Source organism: Streptomyces sp. NPDC051582, assembly GCF_040681715.1.
Taxonomy (GTDB): Bacteria; Actinomycetota; Actinomycetes; order Streptomycetales; family Streptomycetaceae; genus Streptomyces.
The window spans coordinates 55,809-74,145 of sequence record NZ_JBFAZJ010000023.1 but is presented as its reverse complement, the minus strand read 5'-3'; the positions used below and the strand labels follow the sequence as shown (position 1 = coordinate 74,145).

Here is an 18,337-nt window from a genome sequence, read left to right as displayed (position 1 = left end):
GGCACGGCAGCGGGCAAAACCTCCGTGCTGCGCAGCGGCGCGCTCATGGCGGCCGGCTCGATCGTCTCCCGCGCCACCGGATTCGTCCGTTCCGCCGTCGTCGTCGCCGCGCTCGGCACCGGCCTGCTCGGCGACAGCTACGCCGTCTCCAACACCGTCCCGAACATCCTGTACATGCTGCTCATCGGCGGCGCGCTCAACGCGGTCTTCGTCCCCGAGCTGGTCCGGGCCGCGAAAGAGCACCAGGACGGCGGGGCCGCCTACACCGACCGGCTGCTGACCGCCTGCACCGCGGCGCTCGTCGTCCTGACCGCCGTCGCCGTGCTGGCCGCGCCGTTGATCGTCGCCGCGTACACCCCGTACACCGGCAGCCAGGCGAGCACCACCGTCGCGCTGGCCCGGTACTGCCTGCCGCAGATCCTCTTCTACGGGCTGTTCACCCTGCTCGGCCAGGTGCTCAACGCCCGCGGCCGGTTCGGCGCGATGATGTGGACCCCGGTCCTCAACAACTTCGTGATCATCGGCGTCTTCGGGCTCTTCCTGTACCTCTCCCACGGCGCCCCCGACGGCCTGACCGCCGGCGAGGCCCGCCTGCTGGGCCTCGGCACCACCGCCGGCATCGTCGTCCAGGCCCTCGCCCTGATCCCCTCGCTGCGCGCCGCCCGCTTCCGCTGGCGCCCCCGCTTCGACTGGCGCGGCCAAGGCCTCGCCCGCCCGCTGCGCAACGCGGGCTGGCTGGTCATGCTCGTCTTCACCAACCAGATCGGCTACTGGGTCGTCACCAGGCTCTCCACCGCCACCGGGCACCGGGCCGTGGAGGCCGGGCTCGCGGGCGGCGCCGGGTACACCGCCTACAGCAACGCCTACCAGCTGTGGATCGTCCCGCAGGGCATCATCACCGTCTCCCTCGTGACCGCCCTGATGCCCCGGATGAGCGCGGCCGCGGCCGACGGCGAGCTCGGCGCGATCCGCCGGGACGTGTCGTACGCGCTGCGCTCCAGCGCGGCCCTCGTCGTCCCCGCCGCCGCGCTGTTCGCCGCCCTCGCCCCCTGGGTGATGGGCAGCGTCTTCGGGTACGGGCGCACGGGCGACGCCGACACCGAGGTCATGGCCGGCATGCTGATCGCCTTCGCCCCCGGCCTGATCGCCTTCTCCGGGCAGTACGTCCTCTCGCGCGCCTTCTACGCGCTCTCGGACACCCGGACCCCCTTCTTCCTGAACCTGGTCATCGCCGCCCTGAACGCAGGGCTGTCCGCCGCCGCCTACCTGCTGCTGCCCCCGCGCTGGGCGGTCACCGGCATGGCCGGCGCCTACTCCGTCGCCCTGTTCGCGGGCCTCGCGGTCACCGCGCACACCCTCGCCCGCAGGCTCGGCCCGCGTACCGGGACCCGTACGCAGCGCCGCGCCACCGCCGTCCGCACCCACCTGCGGATGCTGACCGCCTGTCTGCCCGGGGCCGCCGCCGGGTACGCGGCCGCCCGGGCCGCCGACGGGCTCGGCGACTTCGCCGCCGTCGGCGCGGGAACCGCGGCGCTCGCGCTCGTCGTCGTCCTCCTCGCCGGACCGCTCGGCCTCACGGAGATCACCGACCTGCTGGCCCCGCTGCGGCGCAAGTTCGGCCGTCAGCAGGAGCAAGAACGTTCGAGCCACCCTGGATAATGACCTGATGCCACGCGTACTGCTGATCGAGGACGACCCTTCCATCCGTGAAGGGGTGGGCCTCGGCCTGCGCAGGCGCGGCCACGAAGTCAGCGCCGCCGAAACCGGCGAGGCGGGCCTCGCGCTGATGGGCACCTTCATGCCGGAGCTGGTCCTGCTCGACCTCATGCTGCCCGGGATGAACGGCGTACAGGTCTGCCGCCGCATCCGCGAGACCAGCCAGCTCCCGATCATCATGCTGACCGCCCGCGGCGACGACTTCGACATAGTCGTCGGCCTCGAAGCGGGCGCCGACGACTACATCGTCAAACCCGCCCGCACCGAGGTCATCGAGGCCCGCATCAAGGCCGTGCTGCGCCGCCTCGGAGCCCCGGCCGGCAGCCGCCCCGAGATCGAGTTCCACGGAGAGCTCGCCATCGACCGGGCCGGGCTGAGCGTCGCCAAGAACGGTGAGCGCGTCCCCCTGGCCCCCAGCGAGATCAAGCTCCTGCTGCACCTGTCCGCCTCGCCCGAACAGGTCTTCTCCCGCCAGCAGCTCCTGGAGTACGTGTGGGACCACAGCTACCACGCCGACGCCCGGCTCGTGGACGCCTGCGTGCGCCGCCTGCGCACCAAGGTCGAAGACCCGGCGGGCAGCCCCCGCTACATCCAGACCGTCCGCGGCTTCGGCTACCGCTTCGGCCCGCTGTGAGGCGCATCGCGCCGCTCGGGCTGCGCACCCGCCTGATCGCGGCCTTCCTGCTGGTCGCCGCCATCAGCGCCGTCACCACGGCCACGCTGACCTACCAGCAGGCCCGCACGGCGGTCCTCAAACAGAGCCAGGACACCGCGGTCAGCACCCTGCGCGACCAGGTGGAGACGCTGCCCCTCGACCTGCCGCTGGACCAGGCCCAGCTCCAGCGGGTCGTCAACGACCTGGGGAAGAAGGGCAAACCGAACCCCTGGAACGTCTTCGGCGAGTACGGCAACCTGCGGGCCTCCAGCACCAGCGCGCCCACCTCCACCGTGGTCACCGAGGAGCTGCGCCGCAAGGTCGCGGCCCATCCGCACGCCGCCTTCCAGCGGGTCACCGGGGCCAACGGCACCCCGTACCTCGCCGTCGGCATGCCGGCCGTCTTCCTCCACAACGAGGCCCGGGAACCCACCGGCCTGGTCCTCTTCGCGACGATGTCCCTCTCCACCGAGGGGAACACGGTCGACGCCATGGTCGAAGCCGCCAAGCGCGGCGCCGTTCCGGGCCTCGCCATCGCCATCGTCCCCGCCCTGCTGGCCGCGCGCAGCGTGCTGCGCCCCGTACGGGACATGCGCCGCGCCGCCCAGAGCATGGGCCGCGGCCGCCTGGACACGCGCATCGAGGTCCGCGGCTCCGACGAGCTCGCCGGACTCGCCCGCACCTTCAACGAGACCGCCGGCGCCCTCGAACAGTCGGTGAGCGAGCTGCGGGACGCCGAGGTCCGGGCCCGCCGCTTCGCCTCGGACGTCTCCCACGAACTGCGCACCCCGCTGGCCGGGATGCTCGCCGTCACCGAGGTCCTGGACGAGGAGGCCGAGCGCCTCGACCCCGACACGGCCGCCGCCCTCAGGCTGGTCAGCGCCGAGACCGGCAAGCTGGCCGTCCTCGTGGAGGACCTCATGGAGATCTCCCGTTTCGACGCCCGCGCGGCCGAGCTCAACCTCGACGACGTGGACATCGCCGAGGCCGTGCGCAAGACCCTCGAACGCCGCCACTGGGACGACGAGCGCGTGCTCACCGACCTGCCCTCGCAGGTCCGCGCCCGGCTCGACCCGCGCCGCTTCGACGTGGTCCTCGCCAACCTCGTCGGCAACGCCCTGCGGCACGGCGGCGCCCCCGTCCGCGTCGCCGTGCGCACGCAGCCGCGGCCCGACGGCCCCCGGCTGCTGATCGAGGTCGCCGACAGCGGTCCCGGCATCGCCCCCGAGGTGCTGCCGCACATCTTCGACCGGTTCTTCAAGGCCGACGCCGCCCGTACGCGCTCCGCGGGCAGCGGCCTCGGCCTCGCCATCACCCTGGAGAACGTCCGGCTGCACGGCGGTACCCTGCACGCCGCGAACGGCGCCGCCGGGGGAGCGGTGTTCACGCTCGACATGCCCCTGGAGGCCGACGCATGACCCGGATACGGGCGGCCGCGGCCGCCACCGCCGCCCTGGTGCTGGGCGCGGCGGTGCTCACGGGCTGCGGGATCAAGTCCACCGGGGTCATCGAGAGCGGGGCCGCCGCGAAGGTGGTCTATCCCGACCCCCACACCAAGGGGACGGTGTACTTCGTGACCGCCGACGACCGGCTGTTCCCCGTGCCCGACCGGGACCAGCCCTCGCAGTCGACGGCCGCGATCCTCATCAAGCTGCTCGTCGGCCCCGGCGAAGAGGCGCGGGCCGCGGGGCTGGAGACCCGGCTGCCCCCTCTCGACATCAAGAAGCAGGGCGCCGGCGCCGGGACCAGCATGCTGTCGGACGACACCATCGGGGTCGGCCTGCCGTTCAAGGTGGGAACCCTCTCAGAAACGGCCCGCCGGCAGCTGGTGTGCACGATCGCCTCCACCGAACCGAACTACAAGGTGGTGCTGCTCGGCCCGGACGCCGACATCGGCCCCGCCCGCTGCGAGCTCGACCAGTAGGAGGTGCCCCTTGCGGCGGGACGGCTCCTCCCGCCACCGTGGCCCCATGGACACCGCCCCGTACGTGCCCGACGTGTTCGACCCCCGGATCTACGGCGCCGGGATCCCGTACGAGAGCTACCGGCTGCTGCGCGACCACCACCCGGTGGCCCGGCAGGCGGAACCCGAGATCGCCGGCTGGCCCGCCGGGCCCGGATTCCTGGCCGTCACCCGGCACGCCGACGTGGTCCGGGTCCTGCGCGACCACGTCACGTACTCATCCTGGCTCGGCGCCACCCAGATCCGCGATCCCGACCCCGCCGACCTGCCGTTCCTGCGGCGCACCATGCTCAACCAGGACCCGCGCCGCGGGGAGGGGGAGGGCGACCACGGGCGGCTGCGCCGGCTGGTCTCCCGCGCCTTCACCCCCGCCCGCGTCGACGCCTTCACCGGCCGGGTCCGCGAGCGGGCCCGTACGCTGCTGGCCGCCGCCCGGGACGGGGCCGAGGACGGCGCCGCCGACCTGGTCGCCGCGGTCACCGACGAGTACGCGCTGCTCAACCTGACCGACCTGCTGGGCGTCCCGGCCGCCGACCGGGGCCTGCTGCTGGAGTGGACCGTACGGGTCATCGGCTACCAGGACCCCGAGGACGCGCCCGCGCCCCTGCTCGGCCCCGACGGCAAACCCGTCAACCCGCGCTCCCCGGCCCTGCTCGGCGAGATGTTCGGGTACGCCCGAGAACTGGCCTCCCACAAGCGCGCGCACCCCGGCGACGACGTGATGACCGCGCTCGCCGGGGCCGGACTGGACCCGGCCGAGCTGGAGATGTTCTTCTTCCTGCTCACCGTCGCGGGCAACGACACCGTGCGCGCCGCCGCCCCCGGCGGTCTGCTCGCGCTGGCCCGCGACCCGGACGCGTACCGGCAGCTCGCCGACGGCCGGGTACCGGTGCACGGCGCGGTGGACGAACTGCTGCGCGTCCACCCGCCGGTGCTCAGCTTCCGGCGCACCGCCGCCGTCGACACCGAGCTCGCCGGACGGCCGGTCCGGGCCGGGGACAAGGTGGTGGTCTTCCACGCCTCCGCCAACCACGACGAGCGCGTCTTCACCGACCCCGGGCGCCTCGACCTCGGCCGGACGCCCAACCCGCACGTGTCGTTCGGCGACGGACCGCACGTGTGCCTGGGCGCCCACTTCGCCCGGCTCCAGCTGCGCGTGCTCTACGAGGAGTGGCGCGCCGCCATGCCCGCTCCGGAACTCGCAGGCCCGCCACGCCGGTTGGTGTCGAACTTCATCAACGGGATCACACGGCTTCCACTGCGGGTGTCCGGGCCTGCCGGGTGACGTCCGCCAACAGGTCGACCACGTCCGGGCCGTAGGCGTCGGAGTTGTTGACCTTGAGCACCACGCAGAAGGAGTCCCCGCGGTAGCGGCGCGCCAAGTCCTGGTGGTGGCGGGCCAGATAGCGCGCGCCCGCCTGATTGCTGATCGCGGTCTGCCCGGAGATCAGGAACACCGGGCGGCTGCCCGGCCCGGCCGTCAGCCGGGCCAGCAGCACGTGGTCGATCTGGCCCTTCTCCCAGCGGTACATCTCCTCACCGACGTGGATCGCCCCGCGGTCCGGACCCGGATCCCTGGACAGGTCGACCCGGACCCCGGGCAGCATCGAGGCCAGGTGCGCCGCCGTCCGCGCGTTGGATATCGGCCCGCCCACGCAGAACTCGGCGCGCTCGCCGAAGCCTTGGCGGACGCAATCGTGGGAGACGATCTGGAGATTGGCCCCGCAGTCCTTGATCAGGGCGGATATCTCCAGCAGCGCGAAGGCGTCGTTGCGGTGCACCGACCCCTCCGTGCCGCCCATCTGCCGGTTGACCACGAACAGGCAGTCGGAGCCGGTGGGCAGGCCGAAGAAGGCCTGCTTGCGGCGCAGCGTACGGCGCCACAGATAGGTCCGGGAGAACCAGCCGAACCCGCCGCTGATCGCGGTGGCCACCACCCCGAGCACGATGTTGCGCACGTCGTCGTTCATGCGCCGGATGCTAGCCCGCACCACGTCTTCCTGACGCGGGGGGTGCGGTGAAGTTACAGTGCCGAGTCAGGGTTCAGGCCCGTCCGGTGGGGTGTGACGGGCCGTCGACTGGAGGTTCGGATGCGTCGTTCCGCCACACGTCAGTTAGCGCTCGTCGCCCTCGCCGGAGCGCTGGTGTCCACCGGCGCGGCGGCCCCGCCGTCGGACTCCGCGGGCGGTGCTCCCGCGAAGGTCCCCGTCGCCGCCGGGTACGGCGGGGCCGTCGCCAGTGTCGACGCCGACGCCTCGGCCGCCGGCATCGCGGTCCTGCGCTCCGGCGGCAACGCCGTGGACGCGGCCGTCGCCACGGCCGCCGCGCTCGGGGTCACCGAGCCGTACTCGGCCGGAATCGGCGGAGGCGGCTACTTCGTCTACTACGACGCCAAGTCCCGCCGGGTGCAGACCATCGACGGCCGCGAGACCGCGCCCGCCACGGCGACGCAGACCCTGTTCCAGGAGAACGGGGTCCCCATCCCGTTCGAGCAGGGCCAGACCAGCGGCCGCAGCGTCGGCGTCCCCGGCACCCCGGCCACCTGGAAGAGCGCCCTGGACGCCTGGGGCACCCGCTCGCTCTCCCAGATGCTGAAGCCCGCCGAGAAACTGGCGCGCGACGGGTTCACCGTCGATCCGACGTTCCGCGCCCAGACCGAGCTCAACCAGGACCGGTTCAAGGACTTCCCGGACACCGCGAAGCTGTTCCTGCCGGGCGGGGCGCTGCCGGTGGTCGGCTCCACCTTCAAGAATCCCGACCTGGCGGCCACGTACGCCGAGCTGGGGCGGGCGGGCACCGGGGCGCTCTACCGGGGGCCGATCGGCGAGGACATCGTACGGGCCGTCCGCAAGCCCCCCGTGGCCCCGGCCGCCACCCGGATCGTCCGCTCCGGCGACCTGACCACCGGCGACCTGCGCGCGTACGGGACCAAGCGGCAGGCCCCGACCCAGGTGGGCTACCGCGGCCTCGACGTGTACAGCATGGCGCCCTCCTCCTCGGGCGGCACCACCGTCGGCGAGGCGCTCAACATCCTGGAGCGCACCGACCTGTCGAAGCTGTCCGAGACCCAGTACCTGCACCGGTTCATCGAGGCCTCGCGGATCTCCTTCGCCGACCGCGGCCGCTGGGTCGGCGACCCGGCCGCCGAGAACGTGCCCACCCGGGAACTGCTCTCGCAGCGGTTCGCCGACTCGCGCGGCTGCCTGATCGCCCCGGACCGTACCCTGACCAGCCCGCTGGCCCCCGGCGACCCGCGCCACCCGGTGGCCTGCGCCGGCTCCGGGCAGGCCGCCCCGACCACGTACGAGGGGGAGAACACCACGCACCTGACGGTCGCCGACCGCTGGGGCAACGTCGTCTCGTACACCCTGACCATCGAGTCCACCGGCGGCAGCGCGATCACCGTCCCGGGCCGCGGGTTCCTGCTCAACAACGAGCTGACCGACTTCTCCTTCGCCCCGGCCGCCCCCGGGGTCCCGGACCCGAACCTGCCCGGCCCCGGCAAGCGGCCGCGCTCGTCCATGTCCCCGACCATCGTGCTGGAGCACGGGCGTCCGGTGCTCGCGGTGGGCTCCCCGGGCGGTGCCACCATCATCACCACCGTCCTGCAGACCCTGATCGGGCACCTCGACCGGGGGCTGCCGCTGGTCGACGCCATCGCGGCGCCGCGGGCCAGCCAGCGCAACCAGACCACCACCGAGCTGGAGCCGGGGCTGTGGAACAGCCCGCTGCGGGGCCGACTGGAGGCGCTGGGCCAGGGTTTCCGGCAGAACCCGGAGATCGGCGCGGCGACCGGGGTCCAGCGGCTCCCGGACGGCCGCTGGCTCGCCGCCGCCGAGACGAGCCGCAGGGGCGGGGGCTCGGCGATGGTGGTCCACCCGTACGGAAAACCGTAGGGCCCGCCAGCTCCAGGTGACTCAGAGGGCGGTGAGGATCCTCGGGCCTTCTGCGGTGATCGCGACCGTGTGTTCCGTGTGCGCGGCGCGGCTGCCGTCGACGGTCCGCAGGGTCCAGCCGTCACCGTCGCACCGGTAGTCGTCGGTGCCGCCCGCGATCAGCATCGGCTCGATCGCGAGGACCATGCCGGGGCGCAGCTGCATGCCGCGCCCCGGTCGGCCCTCGTTGGGCACGCCCGGGTCCTCGTGCATGGTGCGGCCCACGCCGTGGCCGCCGAAGTCCTCCATGATCCCGTACCCGGCGGAGCGGCAGACCGTGCCGATGGCGTGGGCGATGTCGCCGATCCGGTTGCCGGGGCGCGCGGCGGCGATGCCGGCGGCGAGGGCCGCCTCGGCGGTCTCGATCAGCCGTACGTCGGCGGGGCGGGGGCGGCCCACGGTGAAGCTGACCGCCGCGTCCCCGACCCAGCCGCCCAGCTCCGCCCCGCAGTCGATGCTGACCAGGTCCCCGTCGCGGAGCCGGTAGCCGTCGGGGACTCCGTGCACGATCGCGTCGTTGACCGAGGCGCAGATGACCCCGGGGAAGGGCACCGGCGCGAAGTGCGGCCGGTAGCCGAGGAAGGGCGAGCTCGCGCCGGCCTCGGCCAGTACCGCGCGGGCCGCCTCGTCCAGCTCCAGCAGGGACACCCCTGCGTGGGCGGCCTGCCGGACGGCGGCCAGGGCCCGCGCGACGACCCGGCCGGGGGCGCGCATCTCGTTGATCGATTCTTCTGTCTTCAGTTCCACCATGCCAATAACTATACCGGTATAACTTTAACGGGATAGTTATTGGTCAAGGGGGTAGGATGCGGGCATGGTCCGTACCCCTCTCACCCCCGAAGAGCGCGAGCGCGGCGAGCGCCTCGGCGCGCTGCTGCGCGAGGCCCGCGGCGGCCGCAGCATGGTCGAGGTCGCGGCGAGCGCCGGTCTGTCCGCGGAGACCCTGCGCAAGATCGAGACCGGCCGCGCGCCGACCCCCGCCTTCTTCACCGTGGCCGCCCTCGCCGAAGCGCTCGGGCTGTCCCTGGACGACGTGCTGCGCCGCTGCGCGTTCGCTCCGGCCTGAGCTTCCGGCGGGTCCGCCTGAAGCGCCGCCCGGGCCGCGGACCTGCGGTTTCTTTCGGGCGGGGCCGGCGGGCCGAACGGCCCAATCGGCGGTGGGAGCACGCCGGCACGGGGCAGGCGTGAAGGCGTGCCCTCCTCGAACGCTTCCCAACGACTCGGTTTCGCCCTCCTCGGCGCCCTGCTCGCGGCGGGTCTGCTGCTCGCGGTCTGCGTGACGCCGCCGGGCCGGGCGTCCGCCCGGGATCCGGGTACGCGACCCTCCGCGCCCCGGGCGCCGTCGTAGGCTCCGGGCATGACTCTCGACGAGCTGAACCAGGGCAAGTACGTCAGCCTCACCACGTTCCGCAAGGACGGCACGCCCGTGGCGACGCCGGTGTGGGCGGTGGCCGACGGGGGCGAGCTCTACGTGTGGACGCGCAGCGACTCCTGGAAGGTGAAGCGGATCCGCAACAACGGGCGGGTCGCGCTCAGCGCCTGCGACGTGCGGGGCCGGGTCGCCGAAGGGGCGGCCGTACTGGAGGGCGAGGCGCGGCTGCTGGACGAGGCGGGGCTGAGGCGGGTGCGGAAGCTGATGTCGCGGAAGTACACGTGGCAGTTCTGGGCGGTGGACGTGCCGGCCGCGCTGGCCCGGCGCGGGAAGCGTCCGCACACCGCGATCGCCGTCAAGGTTTGAGGCGCCCGTAGCCCGCCCGTAACGCGGGTGGGGTCCAATGCGGGCATGGAGACCCCGACTTCGCTGGTGATCGGTCAACTCTCGGACTATTTGAGGGGGTTGGCACAGAGACTCGATCCGGGGACGGGCTGGTACGGGGAGTTTCTGCGCCGGGATCCGCAGGGCCTGCGGGCCTGCCTGGAGGGGGCCGCGATGCCGCCCTGGGACGTGGTGGAGTCACTGCTCGGGGACCTCGCGGGGGCGCGCGGCGCGGAGTTCGCCGCGCGGGAGCGGGAGCACGCGGCCCGGCTGCGGGCCGCGGCCGTCACGGTGTGGGACCGGCTGCCCGGCGGTGCGGAGGAACTCCGGACCCTGCTGGCGGCGGCCGCCGAGCAGCGAGCCGTGGCGGAGGCGGCGAACGGCACCCTGACGGCCCGCCTGGCCGCGACCGCTGACCCGGCGCAGGCGCAGGCGCTGACCGGCGAACTGGCCTGGGTCCACGACGACGCCGCCAGGGCCGCCTCCCGCCAGGAAGACCTCGTGGCCCGGCTCGGAGTCTTAGCGGCCCCGGCCGGGCCGCCGGCGTCCGCGGGCCCGGCCCGCCGGGAGACGAGCCCGCCCGGGCCGGGCTGGTCCGCCGACCCGTGGCCCGGCGCGGCGGCCGGGCCGGCGCCGCGGGCGGGCCGGCCTGCCGCGTGGACGGATGCGCCCGGGGCCTGGGCCGGGGTGGAGGAGGGCGGGGTGGTGTCCGGGGTGCCGGGCCCGCGGGAAGCGGGGGAGGAACGGACCGAGCCGCCCGTCGGACGGGCCGAGGGACGGTGGCTGCGCGGGGCGCGGCGTGGTGGCGGGGCCCGGTACGCGGGCGCCCCCGCCCCCGCCCCCTTCACGCCGCCGCCGGGCCACGCGGAGGCGCCCGCCGCCGCCCCTCGCGGTGCGCGCTTCGCCGCGCCGGAGGCCCACCCGCAGCCCCGTCCCGCACCCCGCCCGGATTCCCGCCCCGTACCCGACCCGGAGGCCCACACCGGACCCCGCCCGGAGCCCCGCCCCGAGGCTCACACCGGACCCCGCCCGGAGCCCCGCCCCGAGGCTCACACCGGACCCCGCCCGGAGCCCCGCCCCGAGGCTCACACCGGACCCCACCCGCAGCCCCGCCCCGTACCCGACCCGCAGCCCCGCCCCGGACCCCACCCGCAGCCCCGCCTCGCGGCCGCCCCCGAGCCCCGCCCCGCGACCGGGGCCCCCGCCCTCCGCAGGTCCCGCTCCGTGGCCATCGGCCGCCCCCGCTTCACCCCGCCCGAGCCGGACCACCTCGCCCCGGCGGCGGTGCCGCAGAGCCGGTCGGCCGCCCCCGCACGGGGCGCCTCCGCACAGGACGGACGGGCCCCGGCCCTGGACGCCCCGGCCCCGGACGCCCCCGCACCGGACACCCCCGGTCGGGACGGGCAGGTCCCCGCTCGCGAGGCCGGCGGCCCGGGCCCCGGCGGGATCGCCGCCGTGATCGGGGAGTTGCTCGGGCTGCGGGCCCGGGGCCGGGGCGGGGAGGCGCACGTACTGCTCTGCGAGGCGGCCGCATGGCCCGCCGCGCGGCTGCCCGCCCTCGCCGACGCGCTGGTCCGGGCCGGGCTCGGGGCGGACTGGGCCACGCTGCTCTGGGAGGCGGCCTCGCTCCCGCCCGAGCGGCTCGCCGCGGCCGCCGCCGCCCTCGGCGCGGCCGGCCGGCGCGCCGACTGCGAGGCCCTGCTGCGCCAGGGCGCGGCCCGCCCCGCCGCCGAGATCGCCGAGGCCGCCCTGGCCCTGGCCGGGGCCGGCCGGACCGGCGAGGCCGACGCCCTGCTCGGCGCCTTCGTCAAGGTCCGCACCGCCGAGGAGGCGGTCCGCCTGGCCCGGCGCGATCCGCAGTGGTTCACGCCCCGGCTGCTCCGGGCGGCCGAGGCCCTCTCCGGCACGCACCACCGTGACCTCGTACACGCCTTGCGGATTGCGAAACCGTCCGCCCGATGATCGGATCCGACCACCCGTTGCCATAACTTGATCGACTCACCCAACCGCGCACGGCGGTCTTGCCCCGCGGTGTGACGAGGCCTACGTTCTACTCCCTACGCACACCGTCTACGTGCGTAGAACTCGGCGTTCCCGTCGCGAGGAGCAGCTCATGGCCCAAGTCGTCCGCGCCGCACTCGTCCAGGCCACCTGGACCGGAGACACCGAGTCGATGATCGCCAAGCACGAGGAGCACGCCCGGCGGGCCGCCGCCGACGGCGCGCAGATCATCGGCTTCCAAGAGGTGTTCAACGCCCCCTACTTCTGCCAGGTCCAGGAACCCGAGCACTACCGCTGGGCCGAGGCCGTCCCCGACGGCCCCACCGTCCAGCGGATGCAGGCGCTCGCCCGCGAGACCGGCATGGTCATCGTCGTCCCGGTCTTCGAGCTCGAATCCGAGGGCTTCTACTACAACACCGCCGCCGTCATCGATGCCGACGGCAGCTACCTCGGCAAGTACCGCAAACACCACATCCCCCAGGTCAAAGGCTTCTGGGAGAAGTACTACTTCCGCCCGGGCAACCTCGGCTGGCCCGTCTTCGACACCGCCGTCGGCCGGGTCGGCGTCTACATCTGCTACGACCGCCACTTCCCCGAGGGCTGGCGCGCCCTGGGCCTGGCCGGGGCCCAGCTGGTCTACAACCCCTCCGCCACCCACCGGGGCCTGTCCTCCTACCTCTGGCAGCTGGAACAGCCCGCCGCGGCCGTCGCCAACGAGTACTTCGTCGCCGCGATCAACCGCGTCGGCCAGGAGGAGTACGGCGACAACGACTTCTACGGCACCAGCTACTTCGTCGACCCCCGCGGCCAGTTCGTCGGAGAGGTCGCCAGCGGCAAGGACGAGGAACTCCTCGTCCGGGACCTCGACTTCGACCTGATCAAGCAGGTCCGCGACCAGTGGGCCTTCTACCGCGACCGCCGCCCCGACGCCTACGGAGGGCTCGTTCAGCCGTGACCAACCCGATCCCCCTGCACAGCCGCCACCAGGCCGTACTGCCCGACTGGCTCGCGCTCTACTACGACCGCCCCATCGAGCTCACGCACGGCGAGGGCCGCCACGTCTGGGACGCCGACGGCAACCGGTACCTCGACTTCTTCGGCGGCATCCTCACCACGATGACCGCCCACGCCCTGCCCGAGGTCACCAAGGCCGTCGCCGAACAGGCCGGCCGGCTCATCCACTCCTCCACCCTGTACCTCAACCGCCCGATGATCGAGCTCGCCGAGCGGGTGGCCGCCCTGTCCGGCATCCCCGACGCCCGGGTCTTCTTCACCACCTCCGGCACGGAGGCCAACGACACCGCCCTGCTGCTGGCGACCGCGTACCGCCGCTCCAACCAGATCCTGGCGATGCGCAACAGCTACCACGGCCGGTCCTTCTCGACCGTCTCCATCACCGGCAACCGGGGCTGGTCCCCGACCAGCCTCTCGCCGCTCCAGACCTACTACGTCCAGGGCGCCGTCCGCACCCGCGGACCCTTCGCGCACCTCGACGACGCCGCCTTCACCGCCGCCGCCGTCGCCGACCTCGAAGACGTGCTGGGCCAGGCCCGCGGCGGTGTCGCCGCCCTCATCGCCGAACCCGTCCAGGGCGTCGGCGGGTTCACCGCCCCGCCCGACGGGCTGTACGGGGCCTTCCGCGAGGTCCTGGACCGGCACGGGATCCTCTGGATCAGCGACGAGGTGCAGACCGGCTGGGGCCGTACCGGCGACCACTTCTGGGGCTGGCAGGCACACGGGCAGAACGGTCCGCCGGACATCCTCACCTTCGCCAAGGGCATCGGCAACGGCATGTCCATCGGCGGGGTCGTGGCCCGCGCCGAGGTGATGAACTGCATCGACACCAACTCCATCTCCACCTTCGGCGGTTCCCCGGTCACCATGGCGGCCGGCGTCGCCAACCTCTCGTACCTGCTGGAGCACGACCTCCAGGGCAACGCCCGCCGCGTCGGCGGCCTGCTCCTGGAGCGGCTGCGCGCCATCGCCGCCACCGTGCCCGCCGTACGGGAGGTCCGCGGCCGGGGCCTGATGGCCGGCCTGGAGCTGACGAAGCCCGGCACCGACACGGCCGACCCGGACGCGGCCGCCGCCGTACTGGAGGCCGCCCGCGCGGGCGGCCTGCTGCTCGGCAAGGGCGGCGGGTACAACACCAGCGTGCTGCGCATCGCGCCGCCGCTCTCCCTCACCGTCGCCGAGGCGGAAGAGGGCGCCGAGATCCTCGAACGGGCCCTGCACAGCATCGTGTGACCGGGAGGCGCCGCACATGTCCATCCGCACCCTCATCCGCGGCGGCCTCGTCATCACGGCCGCCGACGAACTCCACGCGGACGTCCTGGTCGAGGACGGCCGCGTCGCCGCCCTGGCGGCCCACGGCTCGGCGGCCGCCGAAGCCTGGACGGCCGACCGCACGATCGACGCGAGCGGGAAGTACGTCATCCCCGGCGGGGTCGACGCCCACACCCACATGGAGCTGCCCTTCGGCGGGACCGCCGCCTCGGACACCTTCGAGACGGGCACCCGGGCCGCCGCCTGGGGCGGCACCACCACCATCGTGGACTTCGCCGTGCAGAGCATGGGGCAGGCCCTGCGCCAGGGACTCGACACCTGGTACGACAAGGCCGACGGCAAATGCTCCATCGACTACGCCTTCCACATGATCCTCTCGGACGTCAACGAGGGGACCCTGAAGGAGATGGACCACCTGATCGGGGAGGGCGTCACCTCCTTCAAGCTGTTCATGGCCTACCCGGGGGTCTTCTACAGCGACGACGGGCAGATCCTGCGCGCCATGCAGCGGGCGTCGGGCAACGGCGGGCTGATCATGATGCACGCCGAGAACGGCATCGCGATCGACGTCCTCGTCGAACAGGCCCTGGCCCGGGGCGAGACCGACCCCCGCCACCACGGCGAGGTCCGCAAGGTCGTCCTCGAAGCCGAGGCCACCCACCGGGCGATCCAGCTCGCGCGCGTCGCCGGCTCCCCGCTGTACGTGGTCCACGTCTCGGCGGACGAGGCGGTGGCCGAGCTGGCCGCCGCCCGCGACAAGGGCCTGCCGGTCTTCGGCGAGACCTGTCCGCAGTACCTGTTCCTGTCCACCGACAACCTGGAAGAGCCCGATTTCCAGGGCGCCAAGTACGTCTGCTCCACCCCGCTGCGTCCGCGCGAGCACCAGGCGGCGCTGTGGCGGGGCCTGCGGACCAACGACCTCCAGGTGGTCTCCACCGACCACTGCCCGTTCTGCTTCCGGGGCCAGAAGGAACTGGGCCGCGGGGACTTCTCCAAGATCCCGAACGGGCTGCCGGGGGTGGAGAACCGGATGGACCTCCTCCACCAGGCCGTCCTGGACGGGCACATCAGCCGCCGCCGCTGGATCGAGATCGCCTGCGCGAGCCCGGCCCGGATGTTCGGCCTCTACCCGCAGAAGGGCACCATCGCGCCGGGCTCCGACGCCGACATCGTCCTCTACGATCCGCACGCCGAGCAGGTCATCTCCGCCGAGACGCACCACATGAACGTGGACTACTCGGCGTACGAGGGCAAGCGGATCACCGGACGCGTCGACACCGTGCTCTCCCGCGGCGAACTCGTCATCGACCGGCGCGAGTACACGGGCCGGGCCGGCCACGGGGTGTTCATCCCCCGGTCCACCTGCCAGTACCTCTAGGGGGCGGCCGGGGCCCGCACGCCCCGGCACCCGCACTACCCAGCAAGGAGCGACGCATGGACTTCGGCCTCGTCCTGCAGACCGACCCACCCGCCTCCCAGGTCGTCAGCCTCATGAAGCGCGCCGAGCGCAACGGCTTCCGCTACGGCTGGACCTTCGACTCGGCGGTCCTGTGGCAGGAACCCTTCGTCATCTACAGCCAGATCCTCGCCAACACGCAGAAGCTGCACGTCGGCCCGATGGTCACCAACCCGGGCACCCGCACCTGGGAGGTCACCGCCTCCACCTTCGCCACCCTCAACGACATGTACGGCAACCGGACGGTGTGCGGGATCGGGCGCGGGGACTCGGCGATGCGGGTCGTCGGCCGGGCCCCCAACACACTGGCCCGGCTGGGGGAGGCCATCGACGTCATCCGCGACCTGGCCGAGGGCCGGGAGGCCGAGGTGGACGGCAAGCCGCTGCGGATCCCGTGGATCAAGGACGGGAAGCTGCCGGTGTGGATGGCCGCGTACGGGCCCAAGGCGCTGGCCCTCGCCGGTCAGAAGGCCGACGGGTTCATCCTCCAGCTCGCCGACCCCTACCTCACCGAGTGGATGGTCAAGGCGGTCCGGCAAGCCGCCGCGGAGGCCGGCCGCGACCCCGCCTCGATCACCATCTGCGTGGCGGCGCCCGCGTACGTGGGGGAGGACCTGGCCCACGCCCGAGACCAGTGCCGCTGGTTCGGCGGCATGGTCGGCAACCACGTCGCGGACCTGGTCTCCCGGTACGGCGAACACTCCTCGATGGTTCCGCAGGAGCTCACGGAGTACGTCAAGGCCCGCCAGGGATACGACTACAGCCACCACGGGCGCGCCGGGAACCCGTCGGCGGACTTCGTCCCCGACGAGATCGTCGACCGCTTCTGCCTGCTGGGCCCCGCCGAGGCCCACGTCGACAAGCTCCGAGTCCTGCGCGACCTGGGCGTCGACCAGTTCGCCCTCTACGACATGCACGACGCCCGGGAGGCGACCATCGACGCATACGGCGCCGACGTGATCCCGGCGCTCAGAGCCTGACCGAGATCCCCACCGACCCGAGAGGGCGCGCGCACATGCCGGACCACACGATCGGCGACACCCGGGACCGCGTGGAGCTCGCTCCCGGGGAGGTCCCCTCCGACGGCCGCTTCGCCAACCCGGACCTCCTGCCCGTACCGGTCGGGGCCAGGCGCTGGACGACGTACAACTTCACGGCCCTGTGGGTCGGCATGGCGCACAACATCCCCTCCTGGCTGCTCGCCTCCGGGCTGGTGGCCCTGGGGATGGACTGGAAACAGGCCGTCTTCACCATCGCGCTGGCCAACCTCATCGTGCTGGTGCCGATGCTGCTCATCGGGCACGCCGGGCCCAAGTACGGGATCCCGTTCCCGGTGCTGGCCCGGGCCCCGTTCGGGGTGCGCGGGGCCAATCTGGCCGCCCTGATCCGGGCGGCCGTGGCCTGCTGCTGGTTCGGGATCCAGACCTGGATCGGCGGGTCGGGGATCTTCGTCCTGCTCGGCAAGATCTTCGGAGGCTGGGAGGACGCCGGGAAGATCGCCGGCCAGCCCTGGCCGCTGTGGCTGTGCTTCATCCTCTTCTGGATCCTCGAACTCGCCATCATCTACCGGGGGATGGATGCCCTGCGGCGCTTCGAGAACTGGGCCGCGCCGTTCGTCATCGTCGGCGCGCTGGCGCTGCTGGTGTGGATCGGGGTCAAGGCCGGCGGCTTCGGCGAGCTGCTCGACCAGCCGTCCAAGCTCGGCTGGGGCGAGGACTTCTGGCCGGTGTTCTTCCCGTCGCTCATGGGGATGATCGCCTTCTGGTCCACCCTCTCCCTCAACATCCCCGACTTCACGCGCTTCGGCGCGGGCCAGCGCAGCCAGATCCTCGGGCAGACCCTCGGGCTGCCGACGACGATGACCCTGTTCGCGCTGCTGTCGGTGTTCGTCACCTCCGGTTCGGAAGCGGTGTACGGCGCCCCGATCTGGGACCCGGTGGAGCTGGTCGCCAAGACCGACAGCTTCTTCGGGCTGCTCTACGCCCTGGTCACGGTGCTCGTCGCGACGATCTCGGTGAACATCGCGGCCAACGTCGTCTCCCCGGCGTACGACCTGGCCAACCTGGCCCCGCGCCGGATCGACTTCCGGCGCGGCGCGCTGATCACGGGAGTGGTCGGCGTCCTGATCATGCCGTGGAAGCTGACCTCCACTCCCGAGCTGTACATCTACACCTGGCTCGGCCTGGTCGGAGGCCTGCTCGGCACGGTGGCCGGCATCCTCATCGCCGACTACTGGGTCGTGCGGCGCACCCGGCTCTCCCTGCCCGACCTCTACCGGGAGGGCGGCCCGTACTGGTACACGGGCGGCTGGAACATCAGCGCGGTGGCCGCGTTCCTGGTCGGCGGCGTCCTGGCCATCGGCGGCTCCCACTCGGCCCCCGGCCAGGGCCCCTTCCCGGAGGAGGGCCTGATCCCCTTCCTCAAGCCGCTGGCCGACTACGGCTGGGCGGTCGGCGTGGCCTCGTCCTTCCTCCTCTACACCGCCCTGATGATCCGCCGGCACCCCGCCCGCTGACCGGCGCCACCTGGAGTCCACCTGGACGTCGGCCAGTGGACGGGACGACCGGTG

At 73.3% G+C, this 18,337-nt stretch carries 17 protein-coding genes; 14 read left to right on the top strand and 3 right to left on the bottom strand.

Features of this window, described 5'->3' with window-relative positions; genetic code table 11:
- Positions 1-24: 24 nt before the first annotated feature.
- The 5 genes from murJ to AB0M92_RS26975 are packed head-to-tail and all read left to right on the top strand — an operon-like array spanning position 25 to position 5,619.
- Positions 25-1,659 carry a murein biosynthesis integral membrane protein MurJ gene (murJ, locus tag AB0M92_RS26995; RefSeq protein WP_366104945.1) on the top strand — a complete coding sequence of 545 codons (1,635 nt, stop codon included), beginning with the start codon at positions 25-27 and terminating at the stop codon, positions 1,657-1,659.
- 7 nt (positions 1,660-1,666) lie between these two features.
- A complete protein-coding gene (locus tag AB0M92_RS26990; RefSeq protein ID WP_366104884.1) occupies positions 1,667-2,350 on the top strand; it encodes a response regulator transcription factor in 684 nt (227 codons plus the stop codon).
- Entirely contained in the window at positions 2,347-3,789 is a 1,443-nt protein-coding gene (locus AB0M92_RS26985; RefSeq protein ID WP_366104883.1) for a HAMP domain-containing sensor histidine kinase, read from the top strand. The genes AB0M92_RS26990 and AB0M92_RS26985 overlap by 4 nt, the downstream gene beginning before the upstream one ends.
- Positions 3,786-4,295 (top strand): hypothetical protein, encoded by a 510-nt coding sequence (locus AB0M92_RS26980; protein ID WP_366104882.1) that lies wholly within the window; start codon positions 3,786-3,788, stop codon positions 4,293-4,295. Before AB0M92_RS26985 ends, AB0M92_RS26980 begins: the two co-directional genes overlap by 4 nt.
- Before the next feature lie 46 nt (positions 4,296-4,341).
- Entirely contained in the window at positions 4,342-5,619 is a 1,278-nt protein-coding gene (locus AB0M92_RS26975) for a cytochrome P450 (protein WP_366104881.1), read from the top strand.
- Here AB0M92_RS26975 and AB0M92_RS26970 read toward each other — a convergent pair.
- Entirely contained in the window at positions 5,579-6,304 is a 726-nt protein-coding gene (locus AB0M92_RS26970) for a hypothetical protein (protein ID WP_366104880.1), read from the bottom strand. The genes AB0M92_RS26975 and AB0M92_RS26970 overlap by 41 nt on opposite strands.
- A gap of 120 nt (positions 6,305-6,424) precedes the next feature.
- On the opposite strand from AB0M92_RS26970, the gene ggt reads away from it, so the two are divergent.
- Positions 6,425-8,230 carry a gamma-glutamyltransferase gene (gene ggt / locus AB0M92_RS26965; protein ID WP_366104879.1) on the top strand — a complete coding sequence of 602 codons (1,806 nt, stop codon included), beginning with the start codon at positions 6,425-6,427 and terminating at the stop codon, positions 8,228-8,230.
- A gap of 21 nt (positions 8,231-8,251) precedes the next feature.
- Here the strand turns inward: ggt and map are convergent, their stop codons facing one another.
- Positions 8,252-9,019 (bottom strand): type I methionyl aminopeptidase, encoded by a 768-nt coding sequence (gene map, locus AB0M92_RS26960; protein WP_366104878.1) that lies wholly within the window; start codon positions 9,017-9,019, stop codon positions 8,252-8,254.
- A 64-nt stretch (positions 9,020-9,083) separates the two neighbouring features.
- On the opposite strand from map, the gene AB0M92_RS26955 reads away from it, so the two are divergent.
- Positions 9,084-9,335, top strand: a complete 252-nt coding sequence (locus AB0M92_RS26955) for a helix-turn-helix transcriptional regulator (protein ID WP_359175209.1) — start codon at positions 9,084-9,086, stop codon at positions 9,333-9,335.
- A 291-nt stretch (positions 9,336-9,626) separates the two neighbouring features.
- Entirely contained in the window at positions 9,627-10,007 is a 381-nt protein-coding gene (locus AB0M92_RS26950; RefSeq protein ID WP_366104877.1) for a PPOX class F420-dependent oxidoreductase, read from the top strand.
- 216 nt (positions 10,008-10,223) lie between these two features.
- On the opposite strand, the gene AB0M92_RS26945 is transcribed toward AB0M92_RS26950, so the two are convergent.
- Complete coding sequence (locus AB0M92_RS26945) at positions 10,224-10,487, bottom strand: hypothetical protein (protein WP_366104876.1); 264 nt, start codon at positions 10,485-10,487, stop codon at positions 10,224-10,226.
- Between the two features lie 243 nt (positions 10,488-10,730).
- Between AB0M92_RS26945 and AB0M92_RS26940 the strand changes: the two genes are divergently transcribed.
- From AB0M92_RS26940 to AB0M92_RS26915, 6 genes are all read left to right on the top strand, one after another.
- Positions 10,731-11,987, top strand: a complete 1,257-nt coding sequence (locus tag AB0M92_RS26940; RefSeq protein ID WP_366104875.1) for a hypothetical protein — start codon at positions 10,731-10,733, stop codon at positions 11,985-11,987.
- Between the two features lie 151 nt (positions 11,988-12,138).
- Positions 12,139-12,981, top strand: a complete 843-nt coding sequence (locus tag AB0M92_RS26935) for a nitrilase-related carbon-nitrogen hydrolase (RefSeq protein WP_366104874.1) — start codon at positions 12,139-12,141, stop codon at positions 12,979-12,981.
- Positions 12,978-14,273, top strand: coding sequence for an aspartate aminotransferase family protein (locus tag AB0M92_RS26930; protein WP_366104873.1), 1,296 nt, complete (start codon positions 12,978-12,980; stop codon positions 14,271-14,273). Before AB0M92_RS26935 ends, AB0M92_RS26930 begins: the two co-directional genes overlap by 4 nt.
- Positions 14,274-14,289: 16 nt before the next feature.
- The gene (gene hydA / locus AB0M92_RS26925; RefSeq protein ID WP_030858278.1) at positions 14,290-15,690 is read left to right on the top strand and encodes a dihydropyrimidinase; all 1,401 of its coding nucleotides are present in this window, start codon (positions 14,290-14,292) and stop codon (positions 15,688-15,690) included.
- Positions 15,691-15,746: 56 nt separating this feature from the next.
- Positions 15,747-16,748: a TIGR03842 family LLM class F420-dependent oxidoreductase gene (locus AB0M92_RS26920; protein ID WP_366104872.1), complete on the top strand. Its 1,002-nt coding sequence runs from the start codon at positions 15,747-15,749 to the stop codon at positions 16,746-16,748.
- A gap of 35 nt (positions 16,749-16,783) precedes the next feature.
- Positions 16,784-18,283: an NCS1 family nucleobase:cation symporter-1 gene (locus AB0M92_RS26915; protein WP_366104871.1), complete on the top strand. Its 1,500-nt coding sequence runs from the start codon at positions 16,784-16,786 to the stop codon at positions 18,281-18,283.
- Positions 18,284-18,337 lie beyond the last annotated feature (54 nt).